Origin of the sequence: Candidatus Thioglobus autotrophicus, from assembly GCF_001293165.1 — a bacterium.
GTDB classification, from domain to species: Bacteria; Pseudomonadota; Gammaproteobacteria; order PS1; family Pseudothioglobaceae; genus Thioglobus_A; species Thioglobus_A autotrophicus.
Genome location: NZ_CP010552.1, coordinates 1,289,157 through 1,311,374 on the forward strand (window position 1 = coordinate 1,289,157; position 22,218 = coordinate 1,311,374).

25 protein-coding genes are annotated in these 22,218 nt (G+C 39.9%); 12 read left to right on the forward strand and 13 right to left on the reverse strand.

The window, feature by feature from the left end:
- Positions 1 to 24 precede the first annotated feature (24 nt).
- The 3 genes from SP60_RS06990 to SP60_RS07000 are packed head-to-tail and all read left to right on the forward strand — an operon-like array spanning position 25 to position 4,551.
- Positions 25 to 1,530: an FMN-binding glutamate synthase family protein gene (locus tag SP60_RS06990; protein WP_053951943.1), complete on the forward strand. Its 1,506-nt coding sequence runs from the start codon at positions 25 to 27 to the stop codon at positions 1,528 to 1,530.
- The gene (locus SP60_RS06995; RefSeq protein ID WP_053951944.1) at positions 1,527 to 3,164 is read left to right on the forward strand and encodes an acetolactate synthase large subunit; all 1,638 of its coding nucleotides are present in this window, start codon (positions 1,527 to 1,529) and stop codon (positions 3,162 to 3,164) included. The genes SP60_RS06990 and SP60_RS06995 overlap by 4 nt, the downstream gene beginning before the upstream one ends.
- Positions 3,165 to 3,171: 7 nt before the next feature.
- Entirely contained in the window at positions 3,172 to 4,551 is a 1,380-nt protein-coding gene (locus SP60_RS07000) for an aldehyde dehydrogenase family protein (protein ID WP_053951945.1), read from the forward strand.
- 26 nt (positions 4,552 to 4,577) lie between these two features.
- On the opposite strand, the gene msbA is transcribed toward SP60_RS07000, so the two are convergent.
- Positions 4,578 to 6,299 carry a lipid A export permease/ATP-binding protein MsbA gene (gene msbA, locus SP60_RS07005; RefSeq protein WP_053951946.1) on the reverse strand — a complete coding sequence of 574 codons (1,722 nt, stop codon included), beginning with the start codon at positions 6,297 to 6,299 and terminating at the stop codon, positions 4,578 to 4,580.
- A gap of 79 nt (positions 6,300 to 6,378) precedes the next feature.
- Between msbA and SP60_RS07010 the strand changes: the two genes are divergently transcribed.
- Both SP60_RS07010 and SP60_RS07015 read left to right on the forward strand, forming a co-directional pair.
- Positions 6,379 to 8,019 (forward strand): CTP synthase, encoded by a 1,641-nt coding sequence (locus SP60_RS07010; protein ID WP_053951947.1) that lies wholly within the window; start codon positions 6,379 to 6,381, stop codon positions 8,017 to 8,019.
- Positions 8,020 to 8,349: a hypothetical protein gene (locus SP60_RS07015; protein ID WP_053951948.1), complete on the forward strand. Its 330-nt coding sequence runs from the start codon at positions 8,020 to 8,022 to the stop codon at positions 8,347 to 8,349.
- Here SP60_RS07015 and der read toward each other — a convergent pair.
- From der to rpsF, 12 genes are all read right to left on the reverse strand, one after another.
- Entirely contained in the window at positions 8,346 to 9,758 is a 1,413-nt protein-coding gene (der, locus tag SP60_RS07020; RefSeq protein ID WP_053951949.1) for a ribosome biogenesis GTPase Der, read from the reverse strand. The two genes, SP60_RS07015 and der, sit on opposite strands and share 4 nt — an antisense overlap.
- Before the next feature lie 14 nt (positions 9,759 to 9,772).
- Positions 9,773 to 10,387 carry a YfgM family protein gene (locus SP60_RS07025; RefSeq protein ID WP_053951950.1) on the reverse strand — a complete coding sequence of 205 codons (615 nt, stop codon included), beginning with the start codon at positions 10,385 to 10,387 and terminating at the stop codon, positions 9,773 to 9,775.
- Positions 10,384 to 11,652: a histidine--tRNA ligase gene (gene hisS / locus SP60_RS07030; protein ID WP_053951951.1), complete on the reverse strand. Its 1,269-nt coding sequence runs from the start codon at positions 11,650 to 11,652 to the stop codon at positions 10,384 to 10,386. The genes SP60_RS07025 and hisS overlap by 4 nt, the downstream gene beginning before the upstream one ends.
- 66 nt (positions 11,653 to 11,718) lie before the next feature.
- Positions 11,719 to 12,606, reverse strand: a complete 888-nt coding sequence (locus SP60_RS07035) for a hypothetical protein (protein ID WP_053951952.1) — start codon at positions 12,604 to 12,606, stop codon at positions 11,719 to 11,721.
- Entirely contained in the window at positions 12,603 to 13,505 is a 903-nt protein-coding gene (locus SP60_RS07040) for a 5'-nucleotidase (RefSeq protein ID WP_053951953.1), read from the reverse strand. Before SP60_RS07040 ends, SP60_RS07035 begins: the two co-directional genes overlap by 4 nt.
- Entirely contained in the window at positions 13,490 to 13,945 is a 456-nt protein-coding gene (locus SP60_RS07045) for a DUF1249 domain-containing protein (protein ID WP_053951954.1), read from the reverse strand. Before SP60_RS07045 ends, SP60_RS07040 begins: the two co-directional genes overlap by 16 nt.
- Positions 13,936 to 14,661 carry a metallophosphoesterase gene (locus SP60_RS07050; protein WP_233487253.1) on the reverse strand — a complete coding sequence of 242 codons (726 nt, stop codon included), beginning with the start codon at positions 14,659 to 14,661 and terminating at the stop codon, positions 13,936 to 13,938. Before SP60_RS07050 ends, SP60_RS07045 begins: the two co-directional genes overlap by 10 nt.
- Positions 14,654 to 15,700, reverse strand: coding sequence for an alanine racemase (alr, locus tag SP60_RS07055; RefSeq protein ID WP_053951955.1), 1,047 nt, complete (start codon positions 15,698 to 15,700; stop codon positions 14,654 to 14,656). Before alr ends, SP60_RS07050 begins: the two co-directional genes overlap by 8 nt.
- Before the next feature lie 6 nt (positions 15,701 to 15,706).
- A complete protein-coding gene (gene dnaB / locus SP60_RS07060; protein WP_053951956.1) occupies positions 15,707 to 17,152 on the reverse strand; it encodes a replicative DNA helicase in 1,446 nt (481 codons plus the stop codon).
- Positions 17,153 to 17,222: 70 nt separating this feature from the next.
- Entirely contained in the window at positions 17,223 to 17,675 is a 453-nt protein-coding gene (gene rplI, locus SP60_RS07065; RefSeq protein ID WP_053951957.1) for a 50S ribosomal protein L9, read from the reverse strand.
- Positions 17,676 to 17,686: 11 nt separating this feature from the next.
- Positions 17,687 to 17,941, reverse strand: coding sequence for a 30S ribosomal protein S18 (gene rpsR, locus SP60_RS07070; protein ID WP_053951958.1), 255 nt, complete (start codon positions 17,939 to 17,941; stop codon positions 17,687 to 17,689).
- Positions 17,942 to 17,950: 9 nt separating this feature from the next.
- Positions 17,951 to 18,298, reverse strand: a complete 348-nt coding sequence (rpsF, locus tag SP60_RS07075) for a 30S ribosomal protein S6 (RefSeq protein ID WP_053951959.1) — start codon at positions 18,296 to 18,298, stop codon at positions 17,951 to 17,953.
- Between the two features lie 261 nt (positions 18,299 to 18,559).
- On the opposite strand from rpsF, the gene SP60_RS07080 reads away from it, so the two are divergent.
- From SP60_RS07080 to SP60_RS07105, 7 genes are all read left to right on the forward strand, one after another.
- On the forward strand, positions 18,560 to 19,210 hold the full coding sequence (locus SP60_RS07080; RefSeq protein ID WP_144418608.1) for a biosynthetic peptidoglycan transglycosylase: 651 nt from the start codon (positions 18,560 to 18,562) through the stop codon (positions 19,208 to 19,210).
- Between the two features lie 4 nt (positions 19,211 to 19,214).
- Positions 19,215 to 19,874, forward strand: a complete 660-nt coding sequence (gene tsaB, locus SP60_RS07085; protein ID WP_053951960.1) for a tRNA (adenosine(37)-N6)-threonylcarbamoyltransferase complex dimerization subunit type 1 TsaB — start codon at positions 19,215 to 19,217, stop codon at positions 19,872 to 19,874.
- A gap of 26 nt (positions 19,875 to 19,900) precedes the next feature.
- A complete protein-coding gene (locus tag SP60_RS07090) occupies positions 19,901 to 20,641 on the forward strand; it encodes a heme ABC transporter permease (RefSeq protein ID WP_053951961.1) in 741 nt (246 codons plus the stop codon).
- Positions 20,641 to 20,802, forward strand: coding sequence for a heme exporter protein CcmD (gene ccmD / locus SP60_RS08290; protein ID WP_082319661.1), 162 nt, complete (start codon positions 20,641 to 20,643; stop codon positions 20,800 to 20,802). Before SP60_RS07090 ends, ccmD begins: the two co-directional genes overlap by 1 nt.
- Before the next feature lies 1 nt (position 20,803).
- Entirely contained in the window at positions 20,804 to 21,220 is a 417-nt protein-coding gene (gene ccmE / locus SP60_RS07095) for a cytochrome c maturation protein CcmE (RefSeq protein WP_053951962.1), read from the forward strand.
- A gap of 2 nt (positions 21,221 to 21,222) precedes the next feature.
- Positions 21,223 to 21,762: a DsbE family thiol:disulfide interchange protein gene (locus SP60_RS07100; RefSeq protein ID WP_053951963.1), complete on the forward strand. Its 540-nt coding sequence runs from the start codon at positions 21,223 to 21,225 to the stop codon at positions 21,760 to 21,762.
- 100 nt (positions 21,763 to 21,862) lie between these two features.
- Positions 21,863 to 22,168, forward strand: coding sequence for an HU family DNA-binding protein (locus tag SP60_RS07105; RefSeq protein ID WP_417903483.1), 306 nt, complete (start codon positions 21,863 to 21,865; stop codon positions 22,166 to 22,168).
- Positions 22,169 to 22,218 lie beyond the last annotated feature (50 nt).

The window sequence follows — 22,218 nt, forward strand, 5'->3', positions numbered from 1 at the left end:
GACTATCAAATATTCGGGGGAATAATGCAAACAACAGACAACTTTAACACCGTCACTAATCTGATGCCAGTTTTGTTTGTCTGGCTGTTAGGCCTGATCTTTGCAGTGGTTGTTTTGACATTTATATTTGATGTTACTCAGAGTAAAAACGCTGTCTTAAGAAACTACCCTGTTGTTGGACATTTTCGTTACCTATTTAGCAATTTGGGAGAGTTTTTTCGTCAATATTTCTTTGCGATGGATCGCGAAGAAATGCCGTTTAATCGTGCTGAGAGAGAATGGGTGAATCGCGCCTCAAAAGGCAAGGGCAATACTATTGCTTTTGGATCAACAAAAAATCTCAATATACCGGGTTCGACCATTTTTATTAACTGTCCTTTTCCGATGTTGGATAGTGATGCAGTAGAGACTAGAACGGTCATTATTGGTGAGGGTTATAGTGAGCATCCTTACGCTGCTAAGTCAATCTTTAATATTTCAGGTATGAGTTACGGCGCTATTTCCAAGCCTGCGGTATTAGCCTTATCTGCTGGCGCTAAAAAAGCAGGCTGTTGGATGAATACAGGTGAGGGTGGATTGAGTCCTTATCATCTCCAAGGTGGTGCGGATTTAGTCTTTCAAATTGGTACTGCTAAGTATGGTGTCAGAGGAGAAGATGGCCATCTGGATGATCAAAAACTGGCAGATATCGCCCAGCATGATCAAGTGAAAATGTTTGAGATTAAAATTTCTCAAGGGGCTAAGCCAGGCAAGGGTGGTATTTTGCCAGGTGTTAAGATTACTACTGAAATTTCAAAGATTAGAGGCATACCAAAAGGCATAGATTCAACCTCTCCTAATCGTCATATTGAGGTTGCAAATGCCAGTGAGTTGCTTGATATGATTAACCATGTTCGCGATGTTACTCACAAGCCAGTTGGTTTTAAAACGGTTATTGGCCACATAAGATGGCTAGAAGCTTTATTGACAGAGGTGAATAAGCGTGGTGTACAAAGTGCACCTGATTTTATTGCAGTTGATGGCGGCGATGGTGGCACAGGTGCAGCGCCTATGGCGCTCATGGATAATGTAGGTTTGCCTCTTAAAGAAGCGCTACCCTTGGTGGTAGATAAGATCATGCAATGCGGGCTAGAAGATAGAGTTAAGGTGATTGCTTCTGGCAAGATGATCACCCCAGCGGATGTTGCTTGGGCGATTTGCGCAGGTGCAGATTTTGTCACCTCGGCGCGCGGATTTATGTTTTCTATTGGTTGTATTCAATCATTAAAGTGTAATAAGAACACGTGTCCAACTGGCATTACAACACACAACAAGCGCTTGCAAAAGGGTTTAGATCCAACCAGTAAAGCTTTAAAAGTTGCTAATTATGTTGATAATATAACAAAAACCGTTGAAGTGATTGCACACTCATGCGGGGTTAAAGAGGTGCGTCTTTTAAATCGAACGCATGTTAGAATTGTGCAAATTGATGGTAAATCCATCCCCATGGATGAGTTGTGTCCGTTATGTGTTGAAGGAGAAAATAAATGAAGGCGTCAGACCTGTTTGTAAAAGCGTTAGAAAATGAAGGTGTAGAGTATATTTTTGGTATTCCTGGTGAGGAAAACCTGGATTTGCTCGATTCGTTACGTGGTTCAAAAATTAAATTTATCCTAACGCGCCATGAACAGGCTGCGGCTTTTATGGCGGCAACTTATGGTCGGTTAACAGGAAGAGCTGGCGTATGTTTAGCAACCTTAGGTCCAGGTGCGACAAACCTAGTTACAGCAATTGCATATGCGCAATTGGGCGCTATGCCTATGGTGGTTATTACAGGTCAAAAACCTATCAAAGCGGGCTTGCAAGGAAAGTTTCAGATTTTAGATATTATTAGAATGATGGAGCCTTTGGTTAAAGACTCTGATCAAATTGTTTATGGGAGGCAAATCCCTTCATTAGTTCGTGGAGCATTTCGTATTGCTGAAGAAGAGCGACCAGGCGCTGTTCATTTAGAATTACCAGAAGATATTGCTAGAGAGGAAGTTGAAGACGAAAGAGTTTTTCCTAGGCAAACCATCCATCGAGTGTTTGCTAGTGATCGTGCCATTGAAAAAGCAGTAAATGTGATTAAAGCCGCTAAAAGGCCTTTACTCTTAGTAGGTGCGGGCGCCAATCGTAAACGTATTAGAAAGCCATTATCTGATTTTGTTAATAAAACCGGCATTATGTTTTTTAACACTCAAATGGGTAAAGGTGTGCTGAGTGGTGACGATTCTCATTTTATTGGAACGGCTGCATTTTCTTCAAAAGATTACGTTCATGAAGCTATTAAAAAGGCAGACTTAATCATTAACGTAGGTCATGACATTATTGAAAAACCCCCTTTTATTATGAAGGGTGATGAGCAAAAAGTGATTCATGTTAATTTTCATTCGGCACAGATTAAAGATATTTATTACCCACAGGTTGAGGTAGTTGGTAATATTTCTAATTCTATGGATCGAATCAATGAAGCGCTAAATGAGTGTTATGCGTGCAATCGAGACTGGATAAAACCAATTCGTGAAAAAACACGCAACGCTATTCATTCCCTAGATAACGACACCTCGTTTCCAATGGTGCCACAGCGAGTTGTGGCAGACGTGAGAAAAGTAGTGGATGAAGATGGTATTGTATCGTTAGACAACGGCATGTTTAAACTTTGGTTTGCCAGGCATTATCATACGCATCAGCCTAATACATTATTGCTGGATAATGCTTTAGCAACTATGGGCGCCGGCTTGCCTTCTGCAATAGCATGTGCACTAATGTATCCAGAGCGTCAAGTGGTAGCTGTGTGTGGTGATGGTGGTTTTATGATGAACTCCCAAGAGCTAGAAACAGCCGTAAGACTAAAACTTAATTTGATCACAATCATTTTTAATGATAGTGGTTATGGCATGATTAAATGGAAGCAAAAAGGGCAAGAATTGCCTGATTTTGCATTGGATTTTAACAATCCAGATTTTGTCATGTATGCGAAAAGTTATGGCGCCACTGGGCATAGAATAGCTTCTAGCGAGGAGCTTGTCCCAACCATGAAAAAAGCCTTTGCTGATGGCGGTGTGCACGTGATTGATTTGCCGATTGACTATTCACAAAACACCAAAACATTGCTAGATGATTTAAAACAATTTAATAATTAGAATAACTATGTCAAATTTATTACAGGTTAAGCAAGCCTATACGGGTGAAGTATTAAAAGAGCTAAAAATGCATGATGGTAATCAGGTTGATCAGATGCTAACAACGGCCCAAACATTGCACCATCAAGGTGCCTTACCTGTTTATGAGCGTGTTAATATATTAAGAAAACTGGCTGATTTGGTTGCAAATGAGCATGAGCAGTTTTCACAATTGATTGCTAACGAAGGTGGCAAGCCAATTCGTGATGCTCGTGTTGAAGTAACACGTGCAGTAGGCGGTATTCATATTGCGATTGCTGAAATTCAAACTAGTCAGGGCACTGAAATCCCAATGGATTTAAGCGCCGCAGGCAGTGGACGCAAGGCTTTTACAATTTTAGAGCCAATTGGCGTGGTGGTAGCGGTCAGCGCTTTTAATCATCCGTTGAATTTAGCCATTCATCAAGTTATTCCTGCAGTTGCAACAGGTTGTCCGGTGATTATCAAACCAGCAGCACTAACACCTTTATCAACCTTGCGCTTAGCAGAGCTTATTTTAGAAGCTGGTCTGCCAGCAGGCTGGGTGCAAGTGGCGCTCACTAATCGTGAGAATTCGGAAAAGCTAGTTACTGATTCCCGAGTAGCTTTTTTCAGTTTTATTGGTTCTAGCAAAGTTGGCTGGTATCTGAAGTCTAAGCTAGCACCTGGCGTGCGCTGTGCGCTAGAGCATGGCGGTGTGGCGCCACTAATTTTTGATCAGTATGCTGATGAAGAGGGGTTTGTGAGTGGCGTAGTTAAGGCAAGCATGTATCATTCAGGCCAGGTTTGCGTATCTGTACAACGTGTTTATGTGCCTCAAAATCGAGCGAGTGAATTGGCGCAAAAAATTGCTGATATTGCTGCTAAACAGGTGGTTGGTGATGCTGTTAATGAAGACAGTGATTTAGGCCCACTTATCCTACCAAAAGAGACTGATAGAATAGAATCATGGGTTAATGAAGCAGTTGAGCAGGGTGCGCAAGTACTGACAGGCGGCAAGCGAATTAATGATGTTAGCTACGAGCCGACTGTTTTACTTAATCCTTCTAAAAAGTCTAAAGTATCTACGCATGAAATTTTCGGCCCTGTTGTTTGTGTGTATGGTTATCAGAATATTGACGAGGCAATCTCAGAGGCGAATAGTCTGGATGTTTCATTTCAGGCAGCTGTGTTTAGTGATGACATATCTAAAGCAATGGATATTGCTAAAAGGCTAGAGGCATCAGCCGTGATGATTAATGATTACACAACCTTTAGAGTGGACTGGATGCCATTTGCAGGGCGTAAGCATTCAGGTTATGGTATTGGCGGTATTGGTTATAGCATGAAAGATATGCTTGAGCATAAGATGCTGGTTGTTAAAGGTTAGTACCCCCACTTCTCTAGAAATTTACCTTAATTCTTAAATTGGTGATTATAGAGAGAGGCGTACTCTCCTTTTTGATCTAGCAGTTCTTGGTGAGAGCCAAGTTCGATAATATTACCTTGACGCAAAACGACAATTCTATCGGCTTTTTGAATGGTGCTAAGTCTGTGAGCGATAATAATAGTAGTTCTATCTTTTTGCATTTCATCAATAGCGGCCTGCACCTGTTTTTCTGTGGCAGAATCGAGCGCCGAAGTCGCCTCGTCCAAGATTAAAATTGGACTGTCTTTGGCGATTGCTCTAGCAATCGCTAGACGCTGGCGCTGACCACCAGAGAGTTTAGCGCCATCTTCGCCAATTTCGCTATTAAAGCCCTTTTCCATTTGCTCAATAAACTGTGAGGCGTTAGAAGCACTTGCCGCCTGTTTAATTTTTTCATCGCTCATCGTTTCAGTTTGGCCTAGTGCAATATTACCTTTGACCGTGTCATTAAAGAGGCGGACATTTTGATCAACAAAAGAGATTTGAGAGCGTAGAGAGTCAATATCAAATTCGCTAATATCAACACCATCAATGGTAATAGAGCCTTGTGTAGGACTATAAAAACGAGTAATTAATTGAATAATTGTGGTTTTTCCACTGCCGGTAGAGCCGACTAAGGCAATGGTTTCGCCAGGGGTGATATCTAGGCTGATTTTATTGAGAACAGTTTTGCCACCTTGATAACTAAAAGAAACATCGTTAAATTGAATGCCGCCTTTTGCATTTGATAAGATTTTTAATCCTTGATTTTGCTCCTCTTGTTCGTCAATCAGACCAAAAACACTCTCACCTGCAGCCATAGCAGTTTGCAAAGGTTTATTGATATTAACTAAACTTTTAGCCGGTTTAATCAACATACCCATGGCTGTAAAGAAGGATAAAAACTCGCCAGCAGTCATTTGTAAAGAGGTTGATGAGAAATACACCACACTGCCTAATGATAGTCCGATTAATATATTAACAAAACCTGTATTAAAGGCGCCCGTCATATCTACTTTAAAGCGTTGTTGACGAATATTTTTAATAAGGTTGTTAAATTTGGAGCTTTCCTGGTTTTGTGCATGATAAATTTTAACCAATGACGATCCAGAAATATTTTCATCTAGCAAGTGGGTCATGCTGCCCATGGATTTTTGCACTTGAGTGCTGGCACTGCGCATACGATTTGATGATAGCTTAACTGCTAAATACACTAAAGGTAATAGAATAATTAAGCTTAAGCTAAGTTGCCAATTTTTATAAAGTAGGTAGCTGATAAGAATAATCACCGTCATAGATGACTTGATAAAATCAAGCCAAATAGTGGAAGCCGCTGCTGCAATTTGCTCAACATCAAAAGTCAGTTTTGATAGAGTTTTTCCAGTAGGGTGTTGGTCAAAATAAGATTTAGGCAGTTTGAGTAGTTTAGCAAACATGGTTTCTCTCAAATCCATAATCACTTTGTTGGATACCCAAGAGCTGGCCGCTGTTGAGGTGAGTGCAAAAATAGAGCTTAAAACAATAACGCCAAATAGCGCGAATGCATAAAGAAGGGCCGAGCTTTCACTGCGTTCACTGGCAAATAGCTCATCAACGATTTGTCCGCTAATTTCTGGAATGGCACTCTCTAAGGCAGTTGCCAGCATCATCATTACCGAAGTAAAGATAAGCTTGCCAACGTGCGGTTTTAGATAAACGAATAAGCGTGAGACAAATTGTTGGTATTGCATTTACAATTACTTTGTATTTTGATGTTCAACATTATAACGCGTTAAGGTATCATAAGCATTTCAACTTTGCTACTTTTACATGGCAACAAAATACATCTTTATTACTGGCGGTGTGGTCTCTTCTTTAGGCAAGGGTATCGCTTCAGCTTCATTAGCTTCTATTCTAGAATCCCGTGGTCTTAATGTGACCATGCTTAAGCTTGATCCTTATATCAACGTTGATCCTGGCACTATGAGTCCATTCCAGCATGGTGAGGTTTTTGTAACCAACGATGGTGCTGAAACTGATCTTGATTTAGGCCACTACGAGCGTTTTATTCGTCAGCAACTAGGCAAGAAAAATAACTTTACCGCAGGCCGTGTTTATAGTAATGTTATTGAGCGTGAGCGCCGTGGTGACTATCTGGGTGCTACGGTTCAAATTATTCCACACATTACCAATGAGATTAAAGCTTTGGCACAAGCGGGTGCACAGGGTGCAGATGTCGCCTTGGTTGAGATTGGCGGCACAGCAGGTGATATTGAATCCTTGCCTTTCCTAGAGGCGATTAGACAGATGAGTCTTGAATTAGGGCGTGAGAACACTTTATTCATTCATTTAACACTACTGCCTTATATTAAAGTAGCAGGCGAGCTAAAAACCAAACCAACTCAGCACTCGGTTAAAGAGTTGCGCGGTATTGGTATTCAACCTGATATTTTGATTTGTCGTTCAGAGCATCCTTTGCCAGAGGCAGAACGTGCAAAAATTGCACTATTTACCAATGTTGCTTCTGATTCTGTCTTTATGTCGCTAGATGTAGATACGATTTATAAAGTGCCTCGAGCTTTGCATGAGCAGGGGCTAGATGAAGTAGTTGTCAAGAAGTTGAGTCTTGATTGTAAGCCAGCAGATTTAAGCGAATGGGATAGCGTTATTGCCAAGCTTAACGCGCCAAAATCTAGTGTTGATATCGCCATGGTGGGTAAATACATTGACTTAACCGAGGCTTATAAGTCTTTATCTGAAGCACTACTTCATGCGGGTATTAATACTGGCACCAAGGTTAATATTCATTATTTTGATTCTGAAGAAATTGAAAAAACGGGCATAGACTGTTTAAGTGAAATGAGCGCTATTTTGGTACCAGGTGGTTTTGGAAACCGTGGCGTTGAAGGTAAAATAGCTACTGTACAATATGCCCGTGAAAATAACATTCCTTACTTGGGTATCTGCTTAGGAATGCAAGTAGCAGTTATAGAGTATGCGCGTAATGTTGCAAGAATGAGCCAGGCAAACAGCACCGAATTTGATGAAAACACACCTTATCCAGTGGTTGGCTTAATTACCGAATGGCAAGATGAACACGGCTCTACACAAACTCGAAATGAAGCCTCTGATTTAGGTGGTACGATGCGTCTTGGCGGGCAAGAGTGTGCCTTGGTTGAAGGTACGCTGGCTCAAGAAATTTATGCAGCACCAGTGATTACTGAGCGCCATCGCCATCGTTATGAGGTGAACAATAGTCTGATTGAGCAAGTTCAGAAAGCGGGCTTAGTTATTTCGGGTAAATCCATTGATGGAACCTTGGTTGAAATGGTAGAGGTTAAGAATCATCCGTGGTTTGTGGCTTGCCAGTTCCACCCTGAGTTTACCTCAACGCCACGAGACGGCCATCCATTGTTTGAAAGCTTTATTAGAGCTGCTAACGAAGCGCATAATCTTATTCTATCCTCTTAAGTGTTTGATCAAGCGCTAGAATACTGGGGAAGTGATAGCTTCCCGCATTATTTTAAGCGTGCTTTTAATGAGTTAAGTTTGGCCGAGTTGCCTTTGCTTGCTTGTTGTCAGCATAGCGGGGTGATTGATAAAGAGACAATCAGTCTAAGCATTCTAACCAGCTCAGCTGATGAACAAACAATTCACTTAAAGATTGGTGTGTTTTTCTGCGAAATTTTATCGGGCTGCGCCTGTAGTGACGACCCTTCTCAAGCAATGATACTCGAGAATTCCTATTGCGAGCTAAGTGTTAAACTTGATCGCAACAAGGCTGAATTAAGTTTTGACTAACGCTTTTTTCTTTTCTTAATAAACTTCATTAGGCGACGCCTTTTAGTTACTTGTCGTGCACTGAGTTCATTCTTAGTGTCTTTAAATGGATTCTCTCCACTCTTATATTCGCATCTCAAGGGTGTATTTGTTAATTTAAGTGCATCAGTAAAGAAATTCTTTAAATAGCGATCATAGGCGTTAGGGACATTCTGTAGATGATTTCCATGGAAGGTAAGTGTTGGTGGAAACACATCTGTTTGGTTTACGTATTTAATCTTTAATCGTCTGCCTTTAACAGGTGGCGGTTGATGACCATGATTAGCCGCTTCCAGAATTTTGTTCAAGGTTGAGGTTGAGTGTTGAGTGCCTGCATTTTTGTAGGATTTAACAATCGGTGCAAACAATTTTCCAACGCCTGAGCCATGCAAGGCAGAAATATAATGCACACTAGCATAATTGACAAATGAGAGTTTTACATCTAGCTTACGTTTAACTTCTGATTTTTGGTATTCATCCAAACCATCCCATTTATTAAGAACAATAAGTAGTGCTCGGCCTTTATCAGCAATCATACCTAGAAGTGTTGCATCTTGCTCAGTAACCCCTTCACGTGCGTCTAACACTAAGATAACTACATGTGATCGATCCAGTGCATCAATGGCTTTAATAATAGAAAAAATTTCAATTTTTTCATGAGTAGAGCGTTTACGCCTAATTCCAGCTGTATCAATCAGGGTGTATTTTTGTCCTTCACGCTCAAAGGGGATATAAATGCTATCGCGTGTGGTGCCAGGCATATCAATGGCTAGTACTCTTTCTTCACCTAAGATTCGATTAATAAGGGTTGATTTTCCTACATTAGGCCTACCTAAAACAGCAACTGCAATGCCCTCGACTTCTTCCTCGTCTTCTTCTATTTCTTGATATTGAGGTAGTAAAGGAAGTGTGTATTCGATTAAATCAGCAATACCTTGACCATGTTCAGCAGAGATAAGTCTAGGCGTTCCTAGACCTAACTCGTAAAATTCAGCCGCCTTAATCTCATCCAAACCCTCGGATTTGTTACAGACAAGGATTACTTCTTTTTTAAGTCGTCTTAGGCGTGAGGCAATCTCTAGGTCTAGGCCAATCACACCGTCTCTACTACTAACAATAAAGTAGATAACATCAGATTCTTCAAGCGCACTTAGTACTTGCCCTTGAATGCCACTATCGACTTCGTTGTCTTCATTGGTTAATCCGCCTGTATCAATAATAGTGACGAATGTTTCGCTGTCATCATCGAGCAAAACTTCTGCATATTGACGATCACGTGTTAAACCTTCAAAGTCAGACACGAGAGCTTGACGAGAGTGACTTAGTCGATTAAATAAAGTAGACTTGCCCACATTTGGGCGTCCAACAAGAGAGATGGTAGGTAGGCCCATGGTATTTTTTATAATTAGTTAAGGTCAGCGAGCTTAATACTGATTAAGCTTTGCAATTCTGAATCTCTAGAGATTTGGCTAAGGGCTAACTTATAGTGCTCTTTAGCTTTTTCAATTTGATTATCAGCCACATAAATATCGCCTCTTAATTGGCTGTATAGGCCGTTAAACTCGCCTGGTGCTTTTTGATCTAGTGTGTTGAGTGCTTCTTTAAATTTGCCCATTTCAAACTGTATGCTAGCCATTCTCATATTAGCAACAATGGCGATTAAATCATTATCAGCATCTACTAGAGTTGATAAATGTTGTAACGCAGTATCATAATCTTGCTTGTTAACAGCTGTTTTAGCTAACATTAAAATAGCTTGTTGCGTGTATCCACTGTCAGCATGATTGGTACTTAGCGCCTCAAAAGCTGTTAAGTTGTCTGTTGAAGTGGTATTTAAATATAAAGATCTTGCTTCGATAGACTGTTGTTGCTGGTAGGTTTTGTAAGCGCCCAGTCCCCAAATACCGCCTAATCCAAGGGCAATACCAACAACAATTTGCAAGCCATTGTCTTTAAGCCATTTTTTAATTTGCTGCGCTTGTTCGTCTTCAGTTTTGCCTACTTCAATAAAATTTTTCATGTGTAATCCTTAAAATACTTAATCGCCTCGTCAAGACTTAGCGCCACTTGCTGTTCTTGAGATTTTAATGGTTTAATGCTAACTTGGTTATTATTTAATTCTTCTTCGCCCAATATTAGTGCAAAGTCAGCATTGGCTTTGTCTGCTTTTTTGAACTGACTTTTAAAGCTACCCAAGCTAATGTCATTATAAATAATGACATTAGCCATAGACTCATGCAGCGTGCCGGCTATTTGCATAGACTGGAGTTGGGCGCTCTCACTAGGCGTAATAATATAAATGGCAAGCGGCTGATTGTGCAAGTCTATTTCTTGCGCTTCTAATAGCAAAATAAGGCGCTCTAGGCCAATAGCCAGACCAACAGCAGGCGTTGGCTTGCCACCCATTTTTTCAACAAGACCATCATAGCGTCCGCCAGCACATATCGTGCCTTGTGCGCCTAAGTCAGTTGTGGTCCATTCAAATACAGTTCGATTGTAATAATCAAGCCCACGAACCAAGCGCGTATTAATAACAAAATCAATATTCAAAGCTTTTAAATAGGCTTTAAATTGCTCAAAATGCTGATCAGATTCTTCATCTAAATGCGTCATGAGTTTTGGTGCATTGTTAATTAAATCTTGCATAGCTGAATTTTTACTATCAAGAATTCTTAGTGGATTGCTTTCAAGACGTCTAAGACTGTCTTCATCAAGCTGATCTTTATGAGATGAAAAATATTCAACTAAAATATCTCGATAGCTAGCTCTGGCTTCACTAGAGCCTAGGGTGTTAATCTCAAGAGTGATGTTTTTTAAGCCTAGTTTTTGCCATAGACTATGCGTTATCATCATCAGTTCTGCATCGACTTTTGCATCTGGTGCACCAAATACCTCAAGCCCAACTTGATGAAATTGGCGGTAACGTCCTTTTTGTGGACGCTCATGTCTAAACATAGCACCTTGATAGAAGACTTTTTGAATACCTTCACGCGGAAGATTGTGCTCGATCATCATGCGTACACAACCAGCAGTTCCTTCAGGGCGTAAACTTAAAGAGTCGCCATTAGATTCATGCCAAGAGTACATTTCCTTTTCAACAATATCAGTAGCCTGACCAATAGCACGACAAAAGGTGTCGGTTTTTTCAACCACAGGCGTGCGAATATTTTTATAGCCATAAGCAATAAACAAATCAGCAATAGTGCGCTCTACAAACGCCCAAAGAGCAGAGTCTTTGGGTAGTAGATCGTTCATGCCACGAATGGCCTGGATTTTTTTGCTCATTTTGACTAGCTAATGATAAGATTAAAAGCGGTATTTTACCAATAATTACAAGGCTTTACCCTGGTATTAAGTGTCAGTTGTCTTGTAATAGTTTGAGATGAAATAAAACACAATCAGAGCAAAAAACAAACGAATACCAATTAGCAAGAAAATATCGGCACCAAAAAACACAAACAGTAAAGTGTCTTCAATGATAGCATGCGCCACCATTAAAAAATAACATACAGAAAGGATTTGTTTTTTGCTCATGTACTGAGCCTCTTTAAGAAGCACACCTGCGCCATAGGTGATGCCAATCAGTAGGCCCGTTATTAAGGCCATAATCGTACTCAGATGATGGTCAAATTTTTGTAGAAATTTCAAGCCTTTGATTAGAGTAACAATAAAAATAACAAGGCTCACTAATATGATAATTTCAATTGCTAACAGAACCGCTTCATAACTTTTTTGCAGTATAAAATCAGTGAAATTATCTGGTGTTGTTAGGGTTGTTTGATATAGAGCGCTGGCGACATGATCTGGATTATCAAATAAAAATTCCGTTGGAATAATCAGAAGCGGGATTAGTACAATAAAAGCCATGATCAGCCTAAAACCAACGGAGTGAAGCCAGTCAACCCCCAGTTTTTTCATAATGGCTGACTCGATTGGAATAGAGTGTAATACGCCTAAAAACAAACCTAATATTGTCCAATCATAAACGCTTAATCCCAAAGGAGCGGCAAAGGCAATCGCAGCATATAAATTAAGAAATACGCCCGATGCTAGTGCTAGTGCGGTTTCTGGTGGCAGATTAAGCAAGTTAGTAAAAGGCTCAAATACTTGGGCAATAATAGGCATTAACTCAAAATACATGAGTAATTCTGCCAATAAAAAATAAGGAATAACTGTAAATACAATAACTTTGGCAGTTGATAAGGCGCTATTTAAAAAGGCTTGAGTGTCAAAATTCATGAATTAGAAATTCCGTTAGGAACATGCCCAGTGGGCACATATTGCGAGGCTGATTCGCAATGTGAATGCTGATCATCAAAGAAAATATCGGCGCTAAATTCTTTTAAGAAAACACCTTTATCTAGTCCGCCTAAAAAGAACGATTCGTCGATGCGAATACCCCATTCACGCATTGTATGAATAACGCGCTTATGCGAAGGGGCGGAGCGGGCAGTGACGAGTGCGGTTCGAATGGGGTTGTTTTCAACGGGAAAGGCAGATTGGATTTTGTGTAATGATTTTAAAAAACACTTAAACGGGCCCGCTTTAAGCTCTACATTGGCAGACGCTCTTTCGTTTTCTTCAAAAGCATCAATACCTTTTTCTTGAAATATTTTCTCAGATTCGTCCGAGAAGATAACCGCGTCGCCATCAAAGGCAATTCTTAGTTGAGTTTCATGGGCTCCTTTGGAGCTTGCGCCAACAATAGAGGCAGCAGCAAAGCCAGATTCTAGTGCCTTTTGCACGTCTTGATAATTACTTGACAAGAATAAATCTGCCTCAAAAGCACCCACTAAGCTGTGCGTGCTTTCGCCACGAGTAAACGCTGCACGAGAGATATTAAGGCCGTAATGCTCAATTGAGTTAAAAATACGCAACCCTGTGTCCGCACTATTTCTAGAAAGCAAAATAACATCAATGGGGTTTTTTTTGGTATTAAGCGTCAGTAGTTTTTTAACCAAAGAGAATCCAACACCAGGGGGTAAAACCACATCTTCGTTTTCTTCTTGGTGCTGAGCATAAGCTTCAACCCCTTGCTGTTTGAAGATTTGATGTGATTCATCTAAATCAAACAATGCTCTGGATGAAATGGCAATAACCAGTTTGTTTTTAGCTTTTGGGTCTACAGCATCTGCCATGATTTTCCTTGATATTGGTTCAAACAATAGTCTAGCCATCTTTCAATGAATAGATTGAGTTCCCATTGTATATTCAGATCACTACATTGGGTTAAATAAGGGTGCTTGCTATTCAACATAGTTTCGTTACAAACCGACAGCACTTCGACAAGTTTTGCATCAAAATATACTTTGAATTTAATATCAGGCTTGTGAGTAGTGTCTTTAAGAACATGTGTTAAAGTAAAAATACCCGTATGAGTAAAGCGCTGTTCAACAATCAAATGTAGATCGGGGCAATTAGAATGGCGAATAATACTTGTATGTGCTGTTTGCTCAATAAGCGGAATGATTTTTAGTATTTTTTGATAATTTGATTCAAACAATTTTGAAACGTCACTATAAGTCTTCGCTTGACGAGAATTGTATAAATGATGCAAATATTGAGCGTCTAAATCCATTGTGTTTTAAAATTAATTGTGCCGTTTTCATTAAGCTCAAGCTCATTAAAGCCGATTCTATTTTTTCTTTTTAATGCTCCCTTGAGAGGTGCTTGGTTAAATTGTAGAGCAGTGGACGGACATGATAAGATTGTTATACCTAAGTGAGAAAATTCAGCCGCCTCATGCGCATGACCAAAGGTAATTAGGCGTATTTTAGAGTGTTTATCTAATACTTGAAATAAATCTTGAGGATTTGTTAATGATAGTGCGTCATCCCAGCTGCTGTTCATCGGCACAATAGGGTGATGCAAAACAATCATGATATGCGCCGCATCAGAATTTAAACAAGCTTGATCAAGCTCTAAAAGCGCTGATTGAGTCACTAGGCCGTGAGTCTTTTTTGCCTGCACCGAATCAATGTTAATAATTTCCCAATTGGCTAGTTTAAAGCTTTTAAACAAGCTTTTTTTAAAGATTTTTTCGAGATTGTCTGCTTGGTCATGATTGCCGCCAATGACAAAAATTGGCTGCTTAATGGGGCGGAGTATTTCTTTTAAAGTTTGGTAAGAATTGAGTGTGCCTTGATGTGTTAAATCACCACTGATTAATACGCCATCAGATTCAATCTCTTTGATTCGTTGTGCCACTAACTGAAGATTGTGTTGAGAGTCAACCCCCATGACCATGGGTTGGTCGTCAATATGGCAATCACTTATTTGAATTAGTTTAGGCACACTGAGTAAAGGTTACGCGAGCACTAACGCCCGTTAGTAGTTCGTATGCAATTGTCTGGCTATAAGAAGCAACAGTTTCAACGCGTAGTTTAACATTTCCCCACAAGATGGCGCGATCGCCAATTTTGGCGCTGGTCTGTTTAATATCAACACAAATCAGATCCATGGATACACGCCCTGCCAGTGCGCATAAAGCACCATTGATGAGTACAGGTGTGCCATTTTTTGCATGGCGAGGATAACCGTCACCATAGCCAATACCAATAATAGCAATGCGCGTGTCTTTGCTGGCTTTCCAAGTGGCGCCATAGCCGACAGTTTCCCCAGCTTTGATTGTTTTCAAGCTAAGAATGGGTGCAGACAATTCCATCACCGGCATGAGTTGTTCGTCAATATTGGTAAAAGGCGAAGCGCCATACAGCATAATGCCTGGACGTACATAATCAAAATGTGATTTAGCTCGGCTTATAATCGAGGCTGAATTAGCCATCGATCGATAAAAGTCTTTCGTGTCGAGCTGATTAAAAATATCTAATTGTTGGATATTTTTAGGATGCATAGGCTCATCAGCACAGGCAAAATGGCTCATGATGCATTTAATTTGAATATGCTCATGGTTGTCCAACTGGCTTAAAACATCTGGCAGGCTTTGTGTTGCAATCCCTAGACGGCGCATGCCGGTATCGACTTTAATCCATAGTTTAACAGGATGCTTGCTACTGATGAGAATTGCTAATTGCGCAAGGTCATGAAAAACTAAATGGCAGTTTAGTTGAATAGCTTCTTGCAAGTCTTCTTCAGTAAAAACACCCGGTAGCAATAAGATAGGTTTTTGCGTCAATGGACGCAATCTTCGAGCCTCACTTAGCTCGCTAACCGCCAACATGTCAGCCGCAAATAAAGGTGTAATTAAGTCAAGGTGATGGCCATAAGCATCCGATTTAACCATGCTAACCACCTTTGCCTGCGGTGCATGCGTGTGAACAACTGTTAAATTATGAGCCAAGGCTGATTGAGAAATAGCGGCTACGGCTTGCATAAAAAGCTAGAAAGGCTCTTGGTCGAAGTTAGACATGTTGTTGTTGTAGGCGGCGTCCATTTGCTCATCAGGCATACCTTGGAACTGGTCTTCGTTAGCCAAATCTTCAAAACGCGCATACTCACCAATAAAGGCTAGCTTTAGTCTGCCAGTAGAGCCGTTTCTATGCTTAGCAATTTGTAAGTCTGCTTTGCCTATTTCTTCGGGATTTGAATAAGAATCGTCATGATATTGTTGATCACGATAGATAAAGGCAATAATATCTGCATCTTGCTCAATAGAGCCAGATTCACGTAAGTCTGACATTTGCGGCATGCGCCCTTTGCCCGCTTTAGGGCGCGATTCTACACCACGGTTAAGCTGTGAAAGGGCGATCACTGGCACATTAATCTCTTTAGCTAGTGCTTTTAGAGAGCGAGAAATTTCTGAAATTTCTTGAACGCGGTTATCACTCTTGCCGTGTACAACCATGAGTTGTAAATAGTCCACCATGATCAGGGATAGATCAGGATATTGGCGCTTTAAGCGGCGACATTTTGCCCTGATTTCAGTTGGGGTGATAGAAGGGGTTTCATCAATTAAGACGGTTGATTTTTCAAGTGCCAATACTGCATGATTAAAGCTATTCCAATCAGTTTCCGTCATAGTGTCTTTAAGATTTTCACCTTTAATATGACCAAACGAAGTAATCATGCGCATGACTAATGACTCTGTCGGCATCTCCAAGCTAAAGACCGCTACAGGCTTAGGCTCTTTAGCGGTAATAGCGACATGCTCAACAATATTCATTGAAAAAGCTGTCTTACCCATGGAAGGGCGTCCAGCAACAATAATTAAATCACCATTTTGTAAGCCAGAGGTGATTTTATCTAGTTCGGTAAATCCTGTTTCTAAGCCGGTAACCCCTTCAGTTTCTTGCATTTCATGAACGCGATTGACCACATCTTTGATAATATCTTTAACGTTAACAACATCTTGCTTGCCACGGGTAACTTGTTCAGCAATTTCAAATATTTTCTTTTCAGATAGGTCGATTAGGTGCTGAACTTCCATATCTTTTGGATTGTACGCCGTATCGGCAATTTCGTGACTGGCAATAATAAGCTGTCGATAAACACTAAGCTCGCGTACGTGCTTGGCGTAAGCTTCAATGTTAGAAATACTTGGCGTGTTTTCTGCAATTTGTGCCAAATAAACAAAGCCACCAATAGTCTCTTCATGGCCTGTTTTTTTAACATGCTCTTTAACCGTTAAAATGTCAGCAGGTTGATCATGTTGCAATAGGGTGGAGATCGCTTCGAAAATGATTCGATGCGAAGCATTATAAAAATCAACCCCCGTTAAAATATCTGCCACCTGATCCCAGGCATCGTTATGTAGTAGTAGGCCACCCAAAACAGATTGTTCGGAGTCAATAGAATTAGGCGGAATTTTAACGTTTTCGATGTTCATAGGCTTGTTTAAAAAATAAAAAACCCTCTTGCGAGGGTTCTTAATTTTAACTCAATTTTGGGCTAAATTTTTACTCTTCTTCTTGCGCCTCAATAACCACTTTAATGGCAACTGAAATTGAAGAATGTAGAGTTACGCTAACATCGTACTCACCTATATGGCGAATAGCTTCTGGCATATTAACGTTACGTTTTTCAACTTCAAATCCAGCACTAGCTAAGCTAGCTGAAATATCAGCTGTAGTGATAGAGCCGAATAGCTTGCCTTCGTCGCCCGCATTTGCACTAATAGTACAAACAGTGCCAGTCATCTTAGCTTCAACAGCTTGCGCCTCTTTAAGAGTAGCAGCTTCTTTAGCTTCTAAACCAGCTTTAATAGTTTCAAATTCAGCTAAGTTGGCTTTAGTCGCCGGCTTAGCTTTACCTTGAGGGATTAAAAAGTTACGTGCATAACCCGCTTTAACATTAGCAAGTTCGCCTAGGGCGCCTACTTTCTGAATGGTTTCTAATAAAATTACTTGCATGATCGTTGCTCCTATTTCTTGTGCTTATCAGTGTAAGGAATCAGGGCTAAAAATCTAGCTCTCTTAATGGCAGTTGTTAACTGACGCTGAAATTTAGCGCTAGTACCTGTCATTCTTGATGGTGTGATCTTGCCACTTTCATCAATATTCTTTAATAATGTATCAACATCTTTATAGTCAATTTTTTCAACACCTGCTGCTGTAAAACGACAAAAAGTGTTTACTTTAATTTGAGGTCTACGCTTTCTCTTTTGTTGCTTAGCCATAATATTCTCCTATCGTCTAACGGGTTTTTTATCTTCGTCTTTAGCGGTCATCATGATCGAAGGTTCAGTAATTGCGCCATTTTCAGAAATAATTAAATTTCTAAGAACTGCATCATTAAAACGGAAGTTATAGTTAAGCTTATCAAGCGTATCTTGATCACATTCAATATTCATTGATAAGTAGTGAGCTTTATAGATTTTGTCAATTGGGTAAGCTAGGTGCTTACGACCCCAATCTTCTTCTCTATGAATTTGTCCACCACCAGTGGTAATGATCTCTTTGTAGTTATCCATCATTGTGCTTACTTGAGCCGATTGGTCAGGGTGCACAATAAGTGTAATCTCATAATGTCTCATGAGTCTTTCTCCTTATGGTTATTAGTAAATAGCTTGGAACACCATGTTCTCAAGCAAGGGAGTGGGTATTTTATACTAATTGTTAAATTTTTTGGCTATAAATTCAGTCATTTACATAATTTCCGAAATTTTTAAATAATCTTTTAAGATGTATTGATATTATTTTAAGTTTGTAGCTTAAAAAAACTTTTAAAATCACAGACTATGGTTATTTATTTAGATAAATCCGGCACTTTACATTGTTAGTAGAGAAAGATAAAGATGAATAAGATTTTTTTCAAATGGTTTAAATACGCCACAGCGCTTAGTGTTGTGATTTTTGTGCTGTATGTGAACGAGCTTGATAATCAAGTTAAGAAAGAGTTTTCAAAGCCGCAAAATCCTAATTTTATGAGCTTTGAGCAGCAGCCAAAAGTGGTTATCAATATGTTGCTAATGACTGAAGATCAATCATTTTTTGAGCATTCAGGTGTGGATTTTAAAGAAATTGCTAGAGTATTGCGTGATTATTATTTTTACGATAAGCCACTACGTGGCGCTAGCACAATCACGCAACAGTTGATTAAAAACACCTTGTTAACTCGAGAGCGCACACTTGATCGTAAGCTTAAAGAAATTGTAATGGCGTTATTATTAGAGGCTGCTTTTGATAAAGAATTTATTCTTAATTATTATATGAACAGCGTTTATTTAGGTCAAAAAGGTAATTTAAGTGTTAAAGGCTTTGATCAGGCTGCACATTTTTATTTTAATAAGAGTGTTGAACATTTATCTTTGGAAGATGTGGCAACTTTGGTGGCGCTGGTTAAAGGGCCGAGCTATTATCATCCAATCAAATATCCCCAAAGATTAGCAAAGCGCAGACAATTGGTTTTGAGCTTATACAATAAGTATGAAAAGATTGTAAAATAACCAAATGCAAAATATTCTCGCCATTGATACCTGCACTGAAGTTTGTTCAGTCAGTCTTTATACTCAGTCTAAAAAAACCTCGCGCTTTTTAAAAGGCGTCGCAAAAAGCTCGGGACTCATTTTGCCGTTGTGTGATGAAGTGTTTGATGAGACGGGGTTGAGTGTTGCTGATCTTGATTTAATTGTATATAGCAAAGGCCCTGGTGCGTTTACAGGCGTACGCATGTGTATAAGCGTGGTGCAGGGTATGTCGTTGGCATTCGATATTCCTACTTTGGGGTTTTCTACGCTGGAAGTGGCGGGCTTGGGTGCGAGTAAAAAATACAATACTGATAAAGTCGCTATCGCGCTTGATGCGCGTATGAATGAAGTCTATTGGGGGCTTTATCAGCAAGGTGTTTTCACCAATGAAATGTTATGTAAGCCTAGTGAAGCGCCACAGCTTGATGCTGATTATATAGGTGTCGGCACGGGCTGGGGTGCTTATCAGCAAGCGCTCATAGAGGCAACGGGTGTGGATTGTTGTGAGCCTGAGTTTTATCCTAAGGCAGAAAATTTAATCGATTTGGCATTGGCGCATATTGAGCGTGGCGGTTTGTTGGATGATAATTTGCCATTGCCAACTTATTTACGCAACAACGTGGCGCAAAAATCCTTAAAATAATTCTCAAATTTTAATTATTATTTATTATGTGGAAATGGATTCAGGCATTTGCCTCCCCTAAAAATTTCTATCAAATTAGTGCCAAGATTATTCCTTGGTTTATGTATCCCTTTATTGGTCTAACGCTACTTGGCCTGTATTGGGCTTTGATTGCCTCACCTGCGGATTATCAACAAGGCGATAGTGTGCGCATTATGTATGTCCATGTACCGGCGGCGTGGATGAGTTTATTTATTTATATCGTCATGGCAGTTGCCGGTGCAATTGGCCTTATTTGGCAAATTAAGCTGGCCAATGTTGTGGCTACAGTGTCAGCGCCAATAGGTGCTGTGTTTACTTTTCTAGCGCTGGTTACGGGCGCAGTTTGGGGTAAGCCGATGTGGGGTACTTGGTGGGTATGGGATGCACGCCTGACTTCTGAACTGATTTTGTTATTTCTATACTTGGCTTATATTTCCCTGAACAATGCCTTTGATAATCCAAAAACAGCAGCAAAAGCCAGCGCTATTTTAGCGATTGTGGGCTTGGTTAATATTCCTATTATTTATTATTCTGTTGAGTGGTGGAACAGCCTGCATCAAGGTGCCTCCATTGGTGTTAATAAAGTGTCAATGCAAATAGATATGTTTATTGCATTGATGCTTATTAGCTTTGCCTTTAAATTTTTGTACGGTGCTTTGGTTTTAATGCGAGCCAGAGATGAAATCTTAATCAGAGAGCAAAATTCAACTTGGGTAAAAAAATTGATTATGGGAGGCGATAAATAATGGAAATCTTCAATGCACTAGCTTTTGATAAATACGCCAGCTATATTTGGTTTTCATATGGACTGACTGGAATCATGATCGCTATGCTTTTTTTAAGAACAAAAAGCATTCGCCGCAATACAATTAAGCAATTGCGTGCTAAATATTTAAGGAATTTATAACATGACTAAACGACAAAATAGAATGGTGCTGGTAGCCTTGTTAGTAGCTGGTGCGATATTAGCAATTACTTTGTTGCTACAAGCATTGGGCAGTAACACTAATTACTTTTATTCGCCGACTGAAGTGGCGCAGGGTAAGGCGCCAGTTGGAAAAAGTTTCCGCTTGGGCGGTCTGGTTGCAAATGGCAGTGTCGTGCGTGAGGATATGGTGGTTAATTTTGATGTTACTGACAATAAAGAGACATTTAAAATTAAATACACAGGCATCTTGCCCGATTTATTTAGAGAAGGTCAAGGCATTATTACAACAGGCTCTTTGGTAGATGGCACTTTTATTGCAACAGAAGTCTTGGCTAAGCACGATGAAAACTACATGCCACCTGAAGTAGCCGATGCGCTAGAAAAGGCTAAAAAATAAGCATGGGTAAATTCCTACCTTTAGTTGTCTTTGTTGTTCTTGCGTGGTTTTTATACGACGGATTAGGTCGTGATACCAAAAAATTACCCTCACCTTTAATTGGTAAATCTTTTCCAAATTTGGAAGTAGAAGATTTTAATACTTATAAGCGCTATACAACTCAATCTCAACTGGCGGACAATATAACATTGGTTAATGTTTGGGCTTCGTGGTGTGTTACGTGTCGAGCAGAGCACCAAATGTTAATGGAAATTGCTCAATCGAATAACGTCAAAATGCTTGGTATTAATTACAAGGATACACGTAAAGAAGGGCGGTTTTTTTTAGACAGATTGGGCAATCCTTATGAGCAGATTATTTTTGATGAACAAGGAAAATTAGGTTTAGAGCTTGGCGTATACGCCACACCTGAAACTTTTCTTGTCGATAGTCAAGGAATTATTCGTTTTAAGCGTATTGGTCAGCTCACACCAAAGATCTGGAAAACGAAAATTTTACCGTTAATTCAACAGCTTAAAATATCAGCAGCAACTAATACATAAAATTTATATTTTTTTGAAAAAATCCATTGACAGTGCGGGTATTTAATGGATAATTCATTGAAAGCAGTAGTACAAAGGCTTAACAAATTTCAATAATGAAATGCGAATTACGAAACAGGAGAATAGAGTAATGAATAAATCAGATTTAGTAGCAGCAATTGCAGAAGCTTCAGGCTTAACAAAAGCAGACGCAGCTCGTGCATTAGACGCAACAACTGGTGCGATCACTTCAGCATTATCAGCAGGTGATAGCGTAGCAATTACAGGCTTTGGTAGCTTTTTGGTAAGAGATCGTGCAGCACGCACAGGTCGCAACCCACAAACAGGCGCAGCGATTCAAATCGCAGCTTCTAAAGTACCCGCATTTAAAGCAGGTAAATTACTTAAAGAATCAGTTAACGCTTAAGATTTTTTCAGTATAATATGCCCGGTGCTTAATCTTAAGTGTTGGGCATA